At 72.9% G+C, this 16,105-nt stretch carries 15 protein-coding genes; 5 read left to right on the top strand and 10 right to left on the bottom strand.

What is annotated here, in order from left to right; translation table 11 throughout:
• Positions 1-213: 213 nt before the first annotated feature.
• The 4 genes from WA788_RS13695 to WA788_RS13680 all read right to left on the bottom strand — a co-directional run bounded on the left by WA788_RS13695 (position 214) and on the right by WA788_RS13680 (position 3,989).
• A complete protein-coding gene (locus WA788_RS13695) occupies positions 214-882 on the bottom strand; it encodes a response regulator transcription factor (RefSeq protein WP_335976816.1) in 669 nt (222 codons plus the stop codon).
• Positions 879-2,144, bottom strand: coding sequence for a sensor histidine kinase (locus tag WA788_RS13690; RefSeq protein WP_335976937.1), 1,266 nt, complete (start codon positions 2,142-2,144; stop codon positions 879-881). The genes WA788_RS13695 and WA788_RS13690 overlap by 4 nt, the downstream gene beginning before the upstream one ends.
• Positions 2,145-2,208: 64 nt before the next feature.
• Entirely contained in the window at positions 2,209-3,048 is an 840-nt protein-coding gene (locus WA788_RS13685; protein ID WP_335976813.1) for an ABC transporter permease, read from the bottom strand.
• On the bottom strand, positions 3,045-3,989 hold the full coding sequence (locus WA788_RS13680) for an ATP-binding cassette domain-containing protein (protein WP_335976810.1): 945 nt from the start codon (positions 3,987-3,989) through the stop codon (positions 3,045-3,047). The genes WA788_RS13685 and WA788_RS13680 overlap by 4 nt, the downstream gene beginning before the upstream one ends.
• A 202-nt stretch (positions 3,990-4,191) precedes the next feature.
• Between WA788_RS13680 and WA788_RS13675 the strand changes: the two genes are divergently transcribed.
• Positions 4,192-4,362, top strand: a complete 171-nt coding sequence (locus tag WA788_RS13675) for a hypothetical protein (RefSeq protein WP_335976808.1) — start codon at positions 4,192-4,194, stop codon at positions 4,360-4,362.
• Between the two features lie 481 nt (positions 4,363-4,843).
• Complete coding sequence (locus WA788_RS13670; protein ID WP_335976807.1) at positions 4,844-5,560, top strand: G1 family glutamic endopeptidase; 717 nt, start codon at positions 4,844-4,846, stop codon at positions 5,558-5,560.
• 216 nt (positions 5,561-5,776) lie between these two features.
• On the opposite strand, the gene WA788_RS13665 is transcribed toward WA788_RS13670, so the two are convergent.
• The 6 genes from WA788_RS13665 to WA788_RS13640 form a co-directional block, all read right to left on the bottom strand.
• Entirely contained in the window at positions 5,777-8,362 is a 2,586-nt protein-coding gene (locus WA788_RS13665) for a tetratricopeptide repeat protein (protein ID WP_335976805.1), read from the bottom strand.
• A 164-nt stretch (positions 8,363-8,526) separates the two neighbouring features.
• Positions 8,527-8,985, bottom strand: a complete 459-nt coding sequence (locus WA788_RS13660) for a hypothetical protein (protein ID WP_443034024.1) — start codon at positions 8,983-8,985, stop codon at positions 8,527-8,529.
• Positions 8,986-9,184: 199 nt separating this feature from the next.
• Positions 9,185-9,862: a 3-oxoacid CoA-transferase subunit B gene (locus WA788_RS13655; protein ID WP_335976802.1), complete on the bottom strand. Its 678-nt coding sequence runs from the start codon at positions 9,860-9,862 to the stop codon at positions 9,185-9,187.
• Complete coding sequence (locus tag WA788_RS13650) at positions 9,862-10,617, bottom strand: CoA transferase subunit A (protein ID WP_335976799.1); 756 nt, start codon at positions 10,615-10,617, stop codon at positions 9,862-9,864. The genes WA788_RS13655 and WA788_RS13650 overlap by 1 nt, the downstream gene beginning before the upstream one ends.
• A complete protein-coding gene (locus tag WA788_RS13645; protein ID WP_335976797.1) occupies positions 10,614-11,234 on the bottom strand; it encodes a carboxymuconolactone decarboxylase family protein in 621 nt (206 codons plus the stop codon). The genes WA788_RS13650 and WA788_RS13645 overlap by 4 nt, the downstream gene beginning before the upstream one ends.
• Positions 11,231-12,577 carry a hypothetical protein gene (locus WA788_RS13640; protein ID WP_335976795.1) on the bottom strand — a complete coding sequence of 449 codons (1,347 nt, stop codon included), beginning with the start codon at positions 12,575-12,577 and terminating at the stop codon, positions 11,231-11,233. The genes WA788_RS13645 and WA788_RS13640 overlap by 4 nt, the downstream gene beginning before the upstream one ends.
• Before the next feature lie 207 nt (positions 12,578-12,784).
• Here WA788_RS13640 and WA788_RS13635 point away from each other — a divergent pair, with 207 nt between their 5' ends.
• From WA788_RS13635 to WA788_RS13625, 3 genes are all read left to right on the top strand, one after another.
• Positions 12,785-13,609, top strand: coding sequence for an SDR family NAD(P)-dependent oxidoreductase (locus WA788_RS13635; protein WP_335976793.1), 825 nt, complete (start codon positions 12,785-12,787; stop codon positions 13,607-13,609).
• Complete coding sequence (locus tag WA788_RS13630) at positions 13,602-14,525, top strand: amidohydrolase family protein (RefSeq protein WP_335976790.1); 924 nt, start codon at positions 13,602-13,604, stop codon at positions 14,523-14,525. The genes WA788_RS13635 and WA788_RS13630 overlap by 8 nt, the downstream gene beginning before the upstream one ends.
• Before the next feature lie 147 nt (positions 14,526-14,672).
• A complete protein-coding gene (locus tag WA788_RS13625; RefSeq protein WP_335976788.1) occupies positions 14,673-16,010 on the top strand; it encodes an FAD-binding oxidoreductase in 1,338 nt (445 codons plus the stop codon).
• Positions 16,011-16,105 lie beyond the last annotated feature (95 nt).

The raw sequence follows: 16,105 nt of genomic DNA, 5'->3' as shown, positions 1-16,105 counted from the left end.
CGGCCCCCGGCCCGGCTCAGCCACCGCCTCGACGCGAGCCGGGAACGGGGGAGCGGGGGAGCGGAACGAGCGGTCCCGGGCCGGCCATCGCCCAGGAGATCGCCACCCCGCACGGCCGGCGCAGCACTCTGCCGCGCGCCCGACCGGCTGACCGGCGCCGGCCGCTGTCCTTGCCGCGAGGACCCGCCGCCGCCCCGGTTCGGTTGCCCCGGCTCAGCCGCTGCCGGGGCGGGCGAGCCCCTGGTCGTAGGCGAAGATCACCGCCTGGACGCGGTCGCGGGCGCCGATCTTGGCGAGGACCCGGCCGACGTGCGTCTTCACGGTGGACTCGCTGACCACGAAGCGGGTGGCGATCTCGCCGTTGGTCCAGCCCTTGCCGATGGCCACGAGGATCTCCCGCTCGCGTTCGGTGAGTGCCGCCAGTCGCGGGTCCTCGCCCTGGCCGGGCGTTCTGAACGGCACATGCCGGGTGTACTCGTCCAGGATGCGGCGGGTGAGGGCCGGCGCGATCACCGCGTCGCCCTCGGCGACGGCCCGGATGCCGGCGAGGAGTTCCTCGGGGCGGGCGTCCTTGAGGAGGAAACCGCTGGCGCCGGCCCGCAGCGCGGCGTGCACGTACTCGTCGACGTCGAAGGTGGTCAGCACCAGGACCCGGGAACGCCCCCCGGCCTCGGCGATCCGCCGCGTCGCCTCGATGCCGTCCATTCCGGGCATCCGCACGTCCATCAGCACCACGTCAGGACGCAGTTCGGCGGTCCTGCGGACGGCCTCGACCCCGTTCGCGGCCTCGCCGACCACCTCCGTCTCGGGGAGGGAGTCGAGGAGCACCCGGAAGCCGTAGCGCTGCAACTGCTGGTCGTCGACGACGAGCACCGTGGTCACGCGGCGCCTCCCTGGGGTGCCACGTCGAGCGTGGCCTCCACGACCCATCCCCCGTCGGATGCGGGACCGGCGTCGACGGTCCCTCCGTACAGCGCCGCCCGCTCGCGCATGCCCACCAGTCCGTGTCCTTCCTCGTTGCCCGGTCCTGGGTTTTCGGCTTGGCCGTTGTCCCGGATGCGCAGGACGAGCCGTTCGTCGTCCACGATGACCGACAAGGCCACCCGGGTGCCGGTCCCGGCGTGCTTCAGGGTGTTCGTCAGGGCTTCCTGGACGATCCGGTAGACGGTCAGCTGCACGCCCCGGTCCAGCGTCCCCGTCTCGCCGACCGTCCGGTAGACGACCTCCAGGCCGGCGCCGCGCACGCTGTCGCACAGCGCCTCGACGTCCGCCAGACCCGGCTGCGGGCTGAGCTCGACCACCTGGCGGGCGCCGTCCGACGCCTCCCGCAGGACGCCCAGCACCCGGCGCAGCTCGCTCAGGGCCGTCCGCCCGGTGTCGCCGATCAGCCGGAGCGCCTCCTTCCCGCGTGCGGGAGCCGTCTCGGCGGCGTACATGCCGGCATCGGCGAGGGTGATGATGACGGACAGGTTGTGGCCCACGATGTCGTGCATCTCCCGTGCCACCCGGGCGCGTTCCGTCGCGGTCGCGAGCCTGATGCGCTGGTCGCGTTCCGTCTCCAGCCGCGCTGCCCGCTCCCGCAGCCCCGCGAGCTGTGCGCGGCGGGTCCGCACCATCAGGCCGACGGCGAGGGCCGCGATCACCGTGCTCAGCAGGAAGAACAGGGTGTCCCACACGGACACCGCCGGCGAGATCCGCACCGCCACCAGCACCATCCCCGCCGCCATGCCCCCGCAGGCCCAGGGCAGCAGCCGCAGCCGCCCGTGCAGGGCCAGGCTGTACAGGGCCACGAACAGGGCGACGTCCGCGCGCAGCGCGGCATCCAGCGACCACTGGAGGACGAAGACGACGCCGATGGCGACGAAGGCCGCCATGGGCCGGCGCCGCCGCCACAGGAGCGGCAGCACCAGACCGGCCTGCAGGAGCAGCACCGCCGCCAGCGGCAGCTGGGTGAAGGAGAACTGGAACCGGTGCTGCTCGTCCCCGTCGCCGTCCCCCGCGCCGCCGTGGTGCAGCAGGTCCGGCAGGCAGAACACGAGGTAGACGACCACCACCACCGCGGTGTCCAGGACCCACGGGTGCGCCCGGTCCGCCTGCCGGAGCCGCTGGCCGGCCCGGGCGAACCGGGCGGCCAGCGGTCCCATCCCGCCGAGGTCGCCGGTGTCCGTGGTGGTGGTCAAGGTCGTCACCTGCCCATGGTGCAGGTGGTCAGACGTCGCTGCGCACCAGCCGGTACGCCGCCCCCGCGAGCGCGAGCGCCGTCCAGCCGAGGAAGACCAGCAACCCGGCGCCCGGTGACAGGGCGGTCGCGTCGTGGGTCAATGCGAACATCGACTCGCCCGCGTTGCTCGGGAGGTAGGGGCTGATGTTGTCCTGCCAGGAGCTGGGCAGGAGGGAGATCAGCCCCGGGACCAGCATCAGGGAGGCCACCAGGACCGAGATGCCGCCGGCCACCGAGCGCAGCAGCGCGCCCAGCGCGGTCCCGATCACGCCGACCAGCCCGAGGTAGAGGCCGGCGCCCAGCAGGCTGCGGAGGACCCCGGTGTGCGTGAAGCCCATGGCGGCGGGGGTGCCGGAGACGATGCCGCTGCCGAACCCGAAAGCGACGAACGCGCCGAGGGTGGCGACCACCAGGGCGACCAGTCCGAACACGGCCGCCTTGGACCACAGCACGGGCAGGCGGCGGGGCACGGCCGCGAGCGTCGAGCGGATCATCCCGGTGGAGTACTCACCCGCGGTGACCAGGACCCCGAGCACACCGAGGGCCAGCTGGGCGAAGTTGGTGCCGAAGAGGGACAGGCTCACCGCCGTCGCGGTGGCGAAGTCCTTGTCCTGGTGCGGGGAGCCGACGCCGGACTTGTAGTGCTCCGCGGCGATGAGCCCGAAGGCGACGAGGAAGAGCAGGCCGAGGCCCAGGGTGATCCAGGTGGAACGCAGGGACCACAGTTTGGCCCACTCCGAGGCGAGCACGCGCCGCCCGGTCACCCGGTAGGCGGGGCGGGCCGGAACCGACGTGGGCGCCTCGACGGTCGTGGTGAGCGTGCTCATGCGGGCCTCCCGACGGTGGCAAGGGACTCGACGGTCGTGGTGCCGTGGTACTCCACGGCATCCCGGGTCAGGTTCATGAACGCCTCCTCCAGCGACACCGTCCGTGCCGTCAGTTCGAACAGCGCGATCCCGTGCTCGGCCGCCTTCAGGCCGATCTCGCGGGCACTCGCCCCCGTCACCCGCAGTTCCTCGGAGCCGGCCCGGCCGGTGATGTCGACCCCGGGCCCGGCCAGGACCTCCCGCAGCCGCGCCGGCTCCGGGGTGGCCACTTGCACCGTGTCCCCGCCGGCATCGCGTACGAGGTCCGCCACCGTGGTGTCGGCCAGCAGGCGCCCGCGCCCCACGATGATCAGGTGGTCCGCGACCAGGGCCATCTCGCTCATCAGATGGGACGACACGAACACGGTCCGGCCCTCGGCGGCGAGGCCCTTCAGCAGGTTGCGGATCCACAGGACGCCCTCCGGGTCGAGCCCGTTGACCGGTTCGTCCAGCATCACCGTCTGCGGATCACCCAGCAGCGCCGCCGCGATGCCGAGCCGCTGCCCCATCCCGAGGGAGAAGGCCCCCGCCCGGTTCCTCGCCGCGCTGCCCAGCCCCGCCATCTCGATGACCTCGTCGACCCGGCGGCGGGGAATCCCGTGCGTCAGGGCGAGCGCCAGCAGGTGGTTGTAGGCCGAGCGGCCCGGGTGGATGGACTTCGCCTCCAGCAGCGCCCCCACCTCCTGGAGCGGCGCCTCGTGACGGGCGTACTGCTTCCCGTTCACCGTCACGGAGCCGGCCGTCGGTGCGTCGAGCCCGACGATCATGCGCATGGTCGTGGACTTTCCCGCGCCGTTGGGCCCGAGGAAGCCGGTCACCGTACCCGGCCGCACGGCGAAGTCCAGCCCGCCCACAGCCGTCTTCTCGCCGTACCTCTTGGTCAACTGCTGTGCGTCGATCATGCGCGTCTCTTCCTGTTCGGAGCCGGCGCCCGCCGGCCGCTCTGGACGCCTCACCGACAACGCTAGAAGCCCGAACCCCCTGATCCGGTGGTACCGCGGACCGATCCGCGCCCCCCGGGTCGTACCGCGGTACTACGCGCTACTGCGACCCCGGTCGCACCGTCCGGGCCGCGTCCGCGTCCGGGCCCGGCCTGCCGACGCGGTGGGCTTCCGCATCACCGACGACGGCGCGCCGCCGCCCTCTTCGCCGGCCGGCAGCGGCCTCACCGGCATGCGGGAACGCGTCGCGATGTTCGACGGCGACCTGGGCGCCGCGACCGGTATCCGTGCGGTCGAGGCCGCGCCCGCAGGCAACGCCCCGACGTGGTCCTGATGGACGCGCGCACGTCCGGCATGGACGGGATCGAGGCGACCGCCTCACTGTTGAGGCGACCTCCTCCCGCGTCCTCCTCCCGACCACGTTCGACATGGACGCCTACGCGTTCGCGGAGCTGCGCGCGGGCGTAGCTGGAGGTAGCTGCGGGGCAGGGTTCGGGCGGGCCGACGAGCCGGGCAAGGGGCGTGCTCCCCATGGTCCTCGGTGCCGCACTGGCAGTCGCCCTACCGGCACTTCGCCCTGACGGCGTCGGCGACTTCGTCCGCCTCGGCGCTACCTCGGGGGTACGACAACGCCGTTCGCGGTTCGCCGCGCCCGTCGAGCGCGCGTTCGGCCTCCTGCCGGGGATGGCGGCGTCACACAGAGACCGTATTGACAGGTCCATGACCGTCGAAGATTCTGAATTGCCGCGCCACGTCCCGCGCACGACCAAAGGCCGGCGGTTTGAGCATCCTGCACCCCCCACGAAGGAGCCAGCATGCGCAGATTCCTGATAGGCGTCGCCACCCTCGCGGCTGCGGCGGCCTTTGCCGCTCCGGCCGCGCCGGCCACCGCGGCGGCGGCCGCACCGGGACTGTCCTTCCGCCCCTTGCACTACAACATCAACGGCTACAACTGGGGCGGATACGCCGCCACCGGCAGCGGCTTCACCTCGGTGTCGGCCGCCTGGACCGAAGCGAACGCGACCTGCAACTCCACCAACGACCTCTACGCCCCCTGGGTCGGCATCGACGGGTACGGCTCGTCCACCGTGGAGCAGACAGGCGTGGAGACCGACTGCTCCAGCGGCAGCCCCGTTCACCAAGCCTGGTACGAGATGTACCCCGCCAACCCGGTCTACCTCAGCCGCACTTCGTACCCGGTCTCGGCCGGTGACCACATCACCGCCTCGGTGACCAACACCAGCGGCAGCACGTACGCCCTGAAGCTGACCGACTCCACGCGCGGCTGGACCTACAGCACGAACAAGTCCCTCTCCTCCCAACGGGCCAGCGCCGAGGTCATCATCGAGTCGCCGACCGGGGCCTACCCGAACTTCGGCACCCTCAACTTCACCTCGGCCACCGTCAACGGGAACTCCCTCGGCTCCTACGGCCCGACCGCGCTCGACCCGTCGAACGGCGCGTACGAGGCCCGGACCAGCGCGCTCGGCTCCAGCGGCACCAGCTTCAGCGAAACGTACCTGCGGGAGTAGCCGCGCCGGCGCTGGGGCGGCACCCCGCCCCAGCGCACCCGCCTGGCCGCGGTCCCGGACGCCCCCACCGCGGCACCCGGCCACCGTGCAGCGGTCCGGAGTGAACGGGCGGTTCGACCCCCGAGGGGCGCACGGTGGACTTGTCGCAGCATGACCTACCTCGCCTGCTTGAGTCACCACTGCTTCCGGCTGCGCGCCTCCGCTTGGTGATCTCGTTCAGGAATCGGGCGATTGATCAACCATCCCGTCTTCTGCCTCCCCGCGCCACCGAGTGAGGTTTTCACGGACCGTGAGACTCGCCGGATGATCGGGGCCGAGGACGCGTTCGACATCGGTCAGCAGTTCGGCGAGCGTGGTGGCGGCGCCGGCCGCGTCCCCCGCCTCCCCTTGCGAGGTTGCGAGGCCGATGCGGGTGGCGAGGGTATCGACGTGGTCGGGCCCGAGGACCCGTTCCTGGTCGGTCAGTAGGTCGGCGAACGCGGTAACGGCGCCGCGGGCGTCCCCCGTCCTTCCTCGCCATAAGGCGAGGTTGCTGCGGACGGTGAGGGTGGTGGGGTGGTCCGGGCCGAGGATTCGCTCGACGTCGGTCAGGAGGCCGGCGAACGCCGTAACGGCGCCGGGGGCGTCTCCCGCTGCCCCTCGCCAGGTGGCGAGGTTGTTGCGGCTGGTCAGGGTGTCGGGGTGGTCGGGTCCGAGGAGCCGTTCGCGGTCGGTCAGCAGTTCGGCGAACGCTCTGGCGGCGCCGGCCGCGTCGCCGGCCTCCCCTCGCCAGGTGGCGAGGCTGTTGCGGCTGGACAAGGTGTCCGGGTGATCCGGGCCAAGGACGTGCAGAGCGTGCTGCAGCAGTTCGGCGAAGGCTCCGGCGGCGCCGGCCGCGTCGCCCGCCTTGCCACGCCACAGGGCGGCGTTGTTCCGAATGGCCAAAGTGTCGGGGTGGTCAGGACCGAAGGTCCGTTCGACATCGGGCAGCAGGTCGTCGTAGGCGGTGGCGGCGCCGGCCGCGTCGCCGGCCTCCCCCAACCACCGAGCCACGTTGTTCCGGACGTTGATGGTCATCCGGTGCTCGGGCCCCAGCACCCGCAACGCGCGCTCCAGCAACTCTTGGTGGGCGGTGGCGGCGCCGACCGGGTCCCCCGCCTGCCCTCGCCATAGGGCAAGGTTGTGCTGGACGGTGAGGGTGGTGGGGTGGTCGGGGCCGAGGATTCGCTCGACGTCGGTCAGTAGCTCGGCGAACGTGGTGGCGGCGCCGGCCGCGTCCCCCGCCTCTCCCAGGTAACTGGCGAGGTTGTTCCGGGTGGCCAGGGTGTCGGGGTGGCGCTTTCCGAGAACCCGTTCCCGGTCGGCCAGCAGTTCGGCGAAGGCGGTGGCAGCGCCCGCCGCGTCACCTGCTTTCCCTCGACAGGTGGCGAGGTTTGCCCGTGCGGCCAGCGTCGTGGGGTTGCCCGGGCCCAGGCGATCCGTCGCAGTGCTGACTACATGCTCGAAGTGGTCCACGGCGGCTGCTACTTGGCCGGTGCGGGCGAGGCTGAGGCCGAGGTGGTGGAGCACAGGATGCGTCCTGTCCTTCTGGTACAGGGTGTCTTCGCTGTGGTGGGTGAGTGCGGCGGCGTTCATGCGCAGGGCCCGCGCCAGGACGATGTCGCGCTCGTCTTCGGGCCAGACCGTGGTGAGGGCGTCAGCGGTGGCACTGCCCAGTTGACTGCGCTGTCGCGAGGTGAGGGCGTCGCGGGTTGTGCGCTGGATGAGTTGGTGGACGCGAACTTCTCCAGCGGTGGGGGCGTGGTCGATCAGGCTCAGCCGGTGCAGGGCCTGCAGCGTGCTGACTGCCTCGTCGGCCGTGGCCGCTACCGGCTTGCGGTGCTGCCGTGCTGTCCACCAGCGCGCCCTGCGCGGCGTTGCGAGGTGGGCTTGACTGCGGTGTTCGGTGAGATAGGCCAGTGCGGGTGTGCTGGTGAGAACCGAAGTGGGGATGCCGTTGGGGTCGAGGAAGGCGGCCAGTTCGAGCATGGGGCGGGCCAGGCCCACCGGGCGGGCCTGGTTGGCGCGTTCGATGGACAGGGACCAGGTGGCAGCAACGGTGGCGGTCTGGTCGTCGGGTAGTGCGCCGGGCTCCGGCAGCAAGTCGGCCAGCTTCCTGATTCGGTCGGCCAGCAGCTCGCGGTAGGAGGCACAGGTCAGGTCCGCGTCGATGATGTAGGCGGCAGCCTGGGCCAAGGCGAGGGGCAGGTGTCCCAGGCCGGCGGCGAGACCGGTGATCTGGTCGGTTGGCTCGTGGCGGTCGTGCGCGGCGAGTACGGCGGTGACGTAGGCGGCGGCTTCCTGCGGGGTGAATGAGCCCACGGCCACCAGGCGTCGGCCAGCCCCGGTCAGTGCGGCCTCGCGGCGGCGCGTGGTGGCCAGGACACGGCCGTGCGGGCTGGCGGGCGGCCACCAGCCGCGGATGTCGGCAGGGTCTGCGACGTCATCCAGTACGATCAGCCACCGGCACGGCTGCTGGCCGGCTTTGGGCTCCAGCCAGGCCAGGAACGCCCGGGCGGCGCGATCCGGGTCGCTGGGGTCGGCGGCAAGAACCTCCACGCCGGCCTGCGCGTACCCGGCTGTGATCGCTGAGCGGCTGCTCGCACTGATCCACACCAATACGTCGACCTCGCCGCCGTGCCAAGCGGTGCGGGCGTAGTCGGCCGCCAGCTGCGTCTTGCCCACCCCGCCGGTGCCGGCCAGGACCTGGCCGAGCACCGTGGCACCCCCGCCGTCGGCCGCCATCCGCAATTGGTCCACCTCGGACCGGTGCTGGAAGGACAAGGCGCGAGGCGGGAGCACGCCGACCTGGTGCGGCCAGGCGGCTGGTGTGCGCGGTGCAGCGTGGTGGTGGACTTGCCCGGCGTAGCCGACGGCGATGCTGCCGTGGTCGGCGAAGATGCCGCTGATGTGGTGAGGCGGCGCGGCCGGGACGGCACCGGGTGCGCTCAGTCCTGGTACGGACCCGGCTGCGAAGGGTTTCCCAGGGTCACATGCCCCATGGTCACTGCGGCAGCGGACCCGTGGTCGGCCCGGACGTCCACGTCTCCGCCGATGGCCAGACCGCTCGGGCCGGCCGACACACTGCTGTGGGAGGCCTGCTGGGCCAGCAGGGTGCGCAGCTCATCCGCGACCCGGGCCCGCTCAATGTCCTCAAGACTCTCCAGCAACGCCTCGATCCGGCCCTGCCACGCCGCCTCCTGACGGATACGCACCCGCTCCACCTCGGTCGGCCGAGCCGCCTGCAGCTCGCCCGCGGTCTGATCGAGGCGCTCCAGCTCGGCGTGCTCGCGCTGCGGATTCCCCCGGCCGAACCAACGGGCCACCTGTTGGCGTACCGCTGTCCAAGCGTCTGTGCCTGCGGCCTGCACCACCGCAGTGCCTCCCGCCGCGGCCAGCGCAGCCATTGCCTCCGGCAGCATCCTCGCCCTTCCCCCCCTGAGACATCAGTCCGGAACTGGGGCACGCACTACACCAGTGCCTTCACCACGTCCACTCCATCAGACACCGCCGCAGTTGTCTCTGGTTCCGGCAGGAGAACGTCTGGCTCTGTGGGTGAGTTCCGTTCGGGAAACGTCTGGGTCGGCACCCACGTCATCCCGGCCTTCAGCCGCTGACGCCGTCTCGGTCACCGGCGGGAACACGGCTCGCCGGGGCGCCGTGCAGGGGGGCGGCGGTGCGGGCGGCGACCTCGGCCGCGCTGACGCCCGGGGCCGTCTCGACCAGGGCGAAACCGGCCGGTGTGACGTCCAGGACACCGAGGTCGGTGATGACGCGGTGCACGCACGCCCGGCCGGTCAGCGGCAGGGTGCAGTGGTCGAGGAGCTTGGGGCCGCCGTCCTTCGCGGTGTGCCGCATGAGCACGATCACCCGCCGGGCGCCGTGCACCAGGTCCATGGCGCCGCCCATGCCCTTGACCAGCCTGCCGGGGACGGCCCAGTTGGCGAGGTCGCCGCCGGCGGAGACCTGCATGGCGCCGAGCACCGCGGTGTCGATGTGGCCGCCGCGGATCATGCCGAAGGAGAGCGCCGAGTCGAAGAAGGAGGCGCCGGGCAGCGCGGTGACGGTCTCCTTGCCGGCGTTGATCAGGTCCGGGTCGACCTCGTGCTCGCGCGGGTAGGGGCCGGTGCCGAGGATGCCGTTCTCGGAGTGGAGGGTGACGCGCACGCCCGGCGGCAGGTGGCCGGGGATCGTGGTGGGCAGGCCGATGCCGAGGTTGACGTAGGAGCCGTCGGCCAGTTCCGCGGCCGCGCGGGCCGCCATCTCGTCGCGGGTCCAGGCCATCAGCGTCGTACCGTCCTCTTCTCGATCGTCTTGGCGGCCGCCTGCTCGCGGGTGAGGGCGACGACCCGCTGCACGAACACGCCGGGCAGGTGCACCTGTCCGGGGGCCAACTCGCCCGGCTCGACCAGCTCCTCGACCTCCGCGACGGTGATCCGGCCGGCCATCGCGGCCGGCGGATTGAAGTTGGCGGCCGCCTGCCGGAAGACCAGGTTGCCGTCGCGGTCCCCGCGCCAGGCCCGGACCAGCGCGAAGTCGGTGGTGATGCCGTGCTCCAGGACGCAGGTGCGGTCGCCGAAGGTCCGGCGCTCCTTGACCGGCGAGGCGAGCGCGACGGCACCGTCCGGGCCGTAGCGCCAGGGCAGCCCGCCGTCGGCGACCTGCGTGCCCACGCCCGCCGGGGTGTAGAACGCCGGAATGCCGCAGCCGCCGGCCCTCAGCCGCTCGGCGAGGGTGCCCTGCGGCACGAGTTCGACTTCCAGTTCCCCGGCGAGGTACTGCCGGGCGAACTCCTTGTTCTCACCGACGTAGGAGCCGGTGACCCGGGCGATGCGGTGGGCGGCGAGCAGGACGCCGAGCCCGGCTCCGTCGACGCCGCAGTTGTTGGAGACGACCGACAGCCCGGTGGCGCCCTGGTCGTACAGCGCGTCGATCACCACGTTCGGCACGCCGCTGAGACCGAAGCCGCCGACCGCCAGGGACGAGCCGTCGGTGATGTCGTGGACCGCCGCGGCGGCGTCGGCGCAGACCTTGTTCACGGTGCGGGCTCCCTGTCCGGGACGGGCGCGCTCGGCGCGGGGACGGCGAAGAGGCGTAGTTGGAGGGCCAGCAGGGCGTAGTAGCCGACCAGGGTGGACAGTTCGAACAGGGCCCGTTCGCCGAGGGCGGCGCGGGCGGCGGCGTACCAGGCGTCGTCCAGCGGCCGCGGGGGTGCGGCCAGGGTGCGGGCGGCCTGCCAGGCGGCGCGTTCGAAGGGGTCGGTGAAGCCCGGGTCGCCCTCCTCGCGCAGCGCGCGCAGTTCGTCCCCGGTCAGTCCGGCGGCCCGGCCGACCGCCTCGTGGGCGTACCGCTCGAAGTCGCTGTCCCAGACGGCGGCCACGACCAGGATCGCGGTCTCGCGCACCCGGGGCGGAAGGGAGGTGGCGAAGCGGATCGCCGCACCGAGGGCTTGGACGGCGCCGCCCAGCCGGGGGCTGGCCAGCAGGGCGTTGAACGGCCCGTTGAGGCGGCCGTCGGTGTCGGTGAGGGCGAAGAGCTGGGGGCCGTCGGCGCGCGGACCGCCGGTGATCTCGTCGTACAGGGCGCGCTGTTCGGGGGAGAGGCGGTCCGGGGTGGGGCGGGGCAGCCGGCCGCCGTGGACGGGGGCGGCGGTCATCGCTGCGGGCCCGCCTCGTCCGCGGCCTCGCGGGCCAGCGCGGCGAGGTCGGCGTCGGTGAGCAGCCGGCCCTCGCGCGCCATGGCGGCGCGGGCCCGTCGCAGTACCTCGTCCACCAGGGCGGGTGTGGTGTCGACACCCAGCGCGGCGAGCTTGTCGGCGAGGGTGTAGGGCCCGCTGTCGGGGGTGAAGGGCACCACGCGGGTGTTGCCGACGAGGGTGGGCTCCAGGCAGTTGTGCAGCAGCGGGTCGACGGCCGTCTCCTGGGTGATGATGTCCAGGCCGCCCCAGCAGAAGGCGCTGGTGCCGGTCACCGGGTGGTTCCAGCCGACGCGGTAGCCGGTCAGCTCCTCGCCGGCGCGCGCGAGTCCGGTCAGCTGCCGGGTCTCGATGCCGGTGTCCACGCCGTACAGGGTCTCGAACGCCATGGCGGTGGCGGCCAGGTCGGCGTTGCCGGGGCCGCCGCAGTAGCCGTTGACGGACAGCTCGACGACGTCCGCGCCGGCCTTGACCGCGGCGACCGCGCAACCGACCGCCAGCCCGAAGGTGTTGTGCGGGTGCAGGCCGACCTCGACGCCGGGGGCCGCCTCCTTGGTGCGGGCGACGAGGTGGCCGTACGCTTCGGGGCTCAGCGCGCCCGGGCCGTCGAAAAGCGTGAGTTCGGCGGCGCCGGCTTCCGTGAGCACGGCGACCGACTCCTGGAGCACCTCCTCGGTCAGGTAGGAGACCATCAGCATCGGCACGACCACGTGCAGGCCGCGGTCGCGGGCGTGGCGGATCAGCGGGACGGCGCGGGCCAGCACCTCGGCGCGGCTGCGGGCCGGGCCCGCGGTGCGCCAGTCCTGCCCGCGCCACGCCTGCTGGTAGACGAGCGGCTGGTAGATGAGCGACGCCTCGCCCAGGCCCTGCACCCAGATCTGCACGCCGTCGTAGCCGGCGTCGGCGGCCCGGTCGATGTCCTCGGTGGTGCGCAGCAGCGGCAGTAGGGCGCGGCAGTCGGCGTTCTCGCCCTTGATGACCTCGACCTCGGTGCGCAGTGCCTTGTCGTCCCGGCCGGCCAGCCCCGCGGTGACGACCTCGCGGACGCCCGCGCCGACGAGTTGCCGCAGGTACGCCTCCTTGGCCGCGGTGGAGGCGACGACGCCGGGCAGTGTCTCCACCGACCGCAGGGTGGCGTCGCGCAGCCGCACCGACGGCGGCATCGGCCCGCGCACGTCCGGGCGGCGGTTGAGCGGGCTCACCGACCAGCGCCCGGGCGCATGGGCGCCGGGGACGCGTTTTCCGGCCAACTCGGCACGGAAACGGGCGATCTCCTCGTCGGTGAACACGGCCGGCTTGTCCATGGGCCCTCCGGGCGGCTGTCTGCGCGGGCGGTTTCCTGCACCGTCATTGAACCATCACCACCCGTTCTCTGTCGACACTAGAGACGTCGCCGCTCAGAGGAAGGCGGGTCGAAGTGCAAATATTTCGAACGGTGTTTACTTTCTGTCGACACTAAGTGAAACTCTCCGGCAGTCGGCACGCACCACCCGAACCGAGGGAGACCAACCGTGACCCACGATGAGCCCCCTGCGCGGCCCGGCCGCCTGGCCGGGCGGACCGCCGTCATCAGCGGTGCCGGCAGTGTCGGCCCCGGCTGGGGCAACGGGCGCGCCACCGCCGTGATCTTCGCCCGCGAGGGCGCCACCGTGTACCTGACCGACCGGGACGAGGAGTCCCTTGAGGTCACCGCCCGGCAGGTCCGGGAGGAGGGCGGTACCGCGCACACCCGCCTGCTGGACGTCACCGAACCGGACGCCGTACGGGCCTGCTTCGCGCGCGTCGCGCAGGCCGCCGGCCGGATCGACGTCCTGGTCAACAACGTCGGCGGCTCCCGCGCCGGGGGAGTGGCCGAACTGCCCCTGGCGGACTGGGAGGACCAGCTGCGGACCAACCTCACCAGTGCCTTCCTCGCCTGCAAGGAGGTGGTGCCGGTGATGCGCCGCGGCGGCGGGGGAGTCATCGTCAACACCGCCTCGGCGTCCGGGCTGCGCTGGACCGGGGCCGCACAGGTCGGCTACGCGGCGGCCAAGGCCGCGGTCATCCAGCTCTCCCGGGTCACCGCCGTCCAGTACGCGCCCGACGGCATCCGGGTCAACACCGTGGTGCCCGGCCAGCTGCACACCCCGATGGTCGAGGCGCGGCTGGCCGGCCAGCGGGCGGGCGGCGACGTGGCGAAGCTGCTCGCCCAGCGGCAGGCGCGCATCCCGCTGGGGTTCATGGGCGACGGCCGGGACGCGGCGTACGCGGCGCTGTTCCTGGCGTCGGACGAGGCGCGCTTCGTCACCGGCACCGAGATCGTCGTCGACGGCGGAATGACGGCCCGCTGTGACTGAGCCCGTCCTCCACCCCGCCGCCGCCCGGCCCTCGCCCGGCTGTCCGCCGCCGCACCCCGCGCCCCGCCGGCCCGCCCTGCCGCTGCCGCCCGGCGCCTGCGACGCGCACTGCCACATCCTCGGCCCGGCCGGGGTCTTCCCCTACGCGCCCGAGCGCACCTTCACTCCGGTCGACGCCCCCAAGGAGCAGGTGGCCGCCCTCCACGCGCACCTGGGCCTGAGCCGGGCCGTGGTCGTGCAGTCCTCCTGCAACGGCTCCGACCACCGCACGCTGCTGGACGCGCTGGCCGCGGCCGGCGGCCGGATGCGGGGGGTCGCGCTGGTCGGCGAGACGACCACCAGAGCGCAGATCGAGGAGCTGCACCGGGCGGGGGTGCGCGGCTTCCGGCTCAACTTCCTGCCGCACCTGCGGGCCGCGCCCACCCGCGAGGAGATCGACTCCGTGCTGGAGCGCGTCGACGGCCTGGGCTGGAGCGTGGAACTCCACGTCACCGGCAGCGAGGTCGCCGACTACGAGTCCCTCATCCGCGCACTGCCCGGCCCGGTGGTGGTCGACCACCTGGCGCGGGTCGACCTCGCCGACGGCCCGCACAGCCCGGCGCTGCGGGCCCTGCGCCGTCTGCTGGACTCCGGGAACGTCTGGCTGAAGGTCAGCGGCGTGGACCGGGTCTCCCGGCAGGGGCCGCCCTACGCCGACGCGGTCGGCCTCGCCGCGTCCCTGGTGGCGCAGGCGCCCGAGCGGGTCGTGTGGGGCACCGACTACCCGCACGTGAACATCGACGGCGCCGCCCCCGACGACGGCCTGCTGGTCGACCTGCTGGCCGAGATCGCCCCCGAACCCGCCCTGCTGCGCCGGCTGATGGTCGACAACCCGGCGGAGCTGTTCGACTTCCCGGCGCTGCCCGCGCCGGAATAGTGTCGACAGAATGCCGAAATTAAGGCCATACGGACCCTTGACCTTCAATTTCTGTCGACAGTAACGTCACCTCAGTCCACACCACCGAAGGAGCCGCAGTTGTCCAGGCCATCCGATCAGCGCCCTGCCCAGAGTATGCGCGCCCGTGTGATCCGCCGCGGTGACGCGGACTACGAGCAGGCCCGCCTCGACGCGGTGTGGAACGCCCGCAAGCCCGACCGCTACCCCGACGCCATCGTCCTGGCCGAGAACGGGCAGCAGGTCGCGGCCGCCGTACGCCAGGCCCGCGCGGAGGGCCAACGGGTCTCGGTCCGCTCCGGCGGACACAGCTGGGTCGGCAACGGGGTGCGCGACGGCGGCCTGCTCATCGACCTCTCCCGGCTCCAGGAGATCACCGTCGACCCCGGGGCCCGCACGGTGGCCGTCGGACCGTCCGCCAAGGGCCCGGCCCTCCAGCAGGCCCTCGCCGGACACGGGCTGTTCTTCCCCACCGGCCACGCCCCGACCGTCGGCATCGGAGGGTTCATCCTCGGCGGCGGCTACGGCTGGAACTCCCGGCACCTGGGCCCCGCCTGCCTGAGCATCCGCGCGATCGACGTCGTCCTCGCCGACGGCACCCTCGTGCACGCCACCGACGCGACCCACCCCGACCTGCTGTGGGCCGCGCGGGGCGCCGGCCCCGGCTTCTTCGGCATCGTCACCCGCTTCCACCTCACCGCCCACCCCCGCCCCGAGGCGATCGTGCGGACGGTGCACAGCTACCCGGTCGACCTGCGCGACGAGGTGCTGGCCTGGTCCTACGACACCCTCCCCGCGCTGCCGACGAACGTCGAGTTCTCCGCCAAGGTCGGCTTCACCCCCGGCCTGGACACCCACACCGTCTCGCTGACCGCCACCGCCTTCTGCACCCCCGAGCACGGCGCGGAAGCGCTCGCCGTACTGGAGCAGGCGCCCTTCCGGGACCGGGCCGTGCGCGCGGTGGTCGGCCAGCAGACCACCATGGACGAGCTGTACGACGTCGCCGACCGGCTCAACCCGGCCGGGCTGCGCTGGGCCGTGGACGGGGTGTGGGTCGAGGGCCCGGCCGAGGAGATCCTCACCGCCGCGGCGCCGGTCCTCGACACCATCCCGGACGGCAACAGCTTCGTGCTGTGGATGCTCTGGGGCCACTACCCGACGCGCGACGACGCCTGCTGGTCCACCCAGGCCGCCGCGTACCTCTCGCCCAACGCGGGCTGGCGCGACCCGGACCAGGACCTCGCCCGCGAGAACTGGGCGCACGGCTTGCTGGCCGCGGTGCAGCACCTCTCCAAGGGCCTGCAGTTCTCCGACAACAACCTCGCCGACCGCTACGACCTGGGCCTGAGCGCCGAGAACGCCGAACGCCTGGAGGCGGTCCGCGCCGCCTACGACCCCGACGGGCTCTTCCGCAGCTACATGGCCCCCGCCGAGTCCACCACCGCCTACGCCGCCGCCCGCCGCTGATCGCTCCGCCCGCCGATCCCGCCGCTGATCGGTCCGCCGTCCCCGCGCCACCACTTCAGGCATCCCGAGCCGCAGACACCGTGCAAAGGAGCACA

Origin of the sequence: Streptomyces sp. CA2R106, assembly GCF_037034245.1 — a bacterium.
Classification (GTDB): Bacteria; Actinomycetota; Actinomycetes; order Streptomycetales; family Streptomycetaceae; genus Actinacidiphila.
Note: the sequence above shows the minus strand (reverse complement) of the source record. Positions and strands in the feature narration are given on the sequence as shown.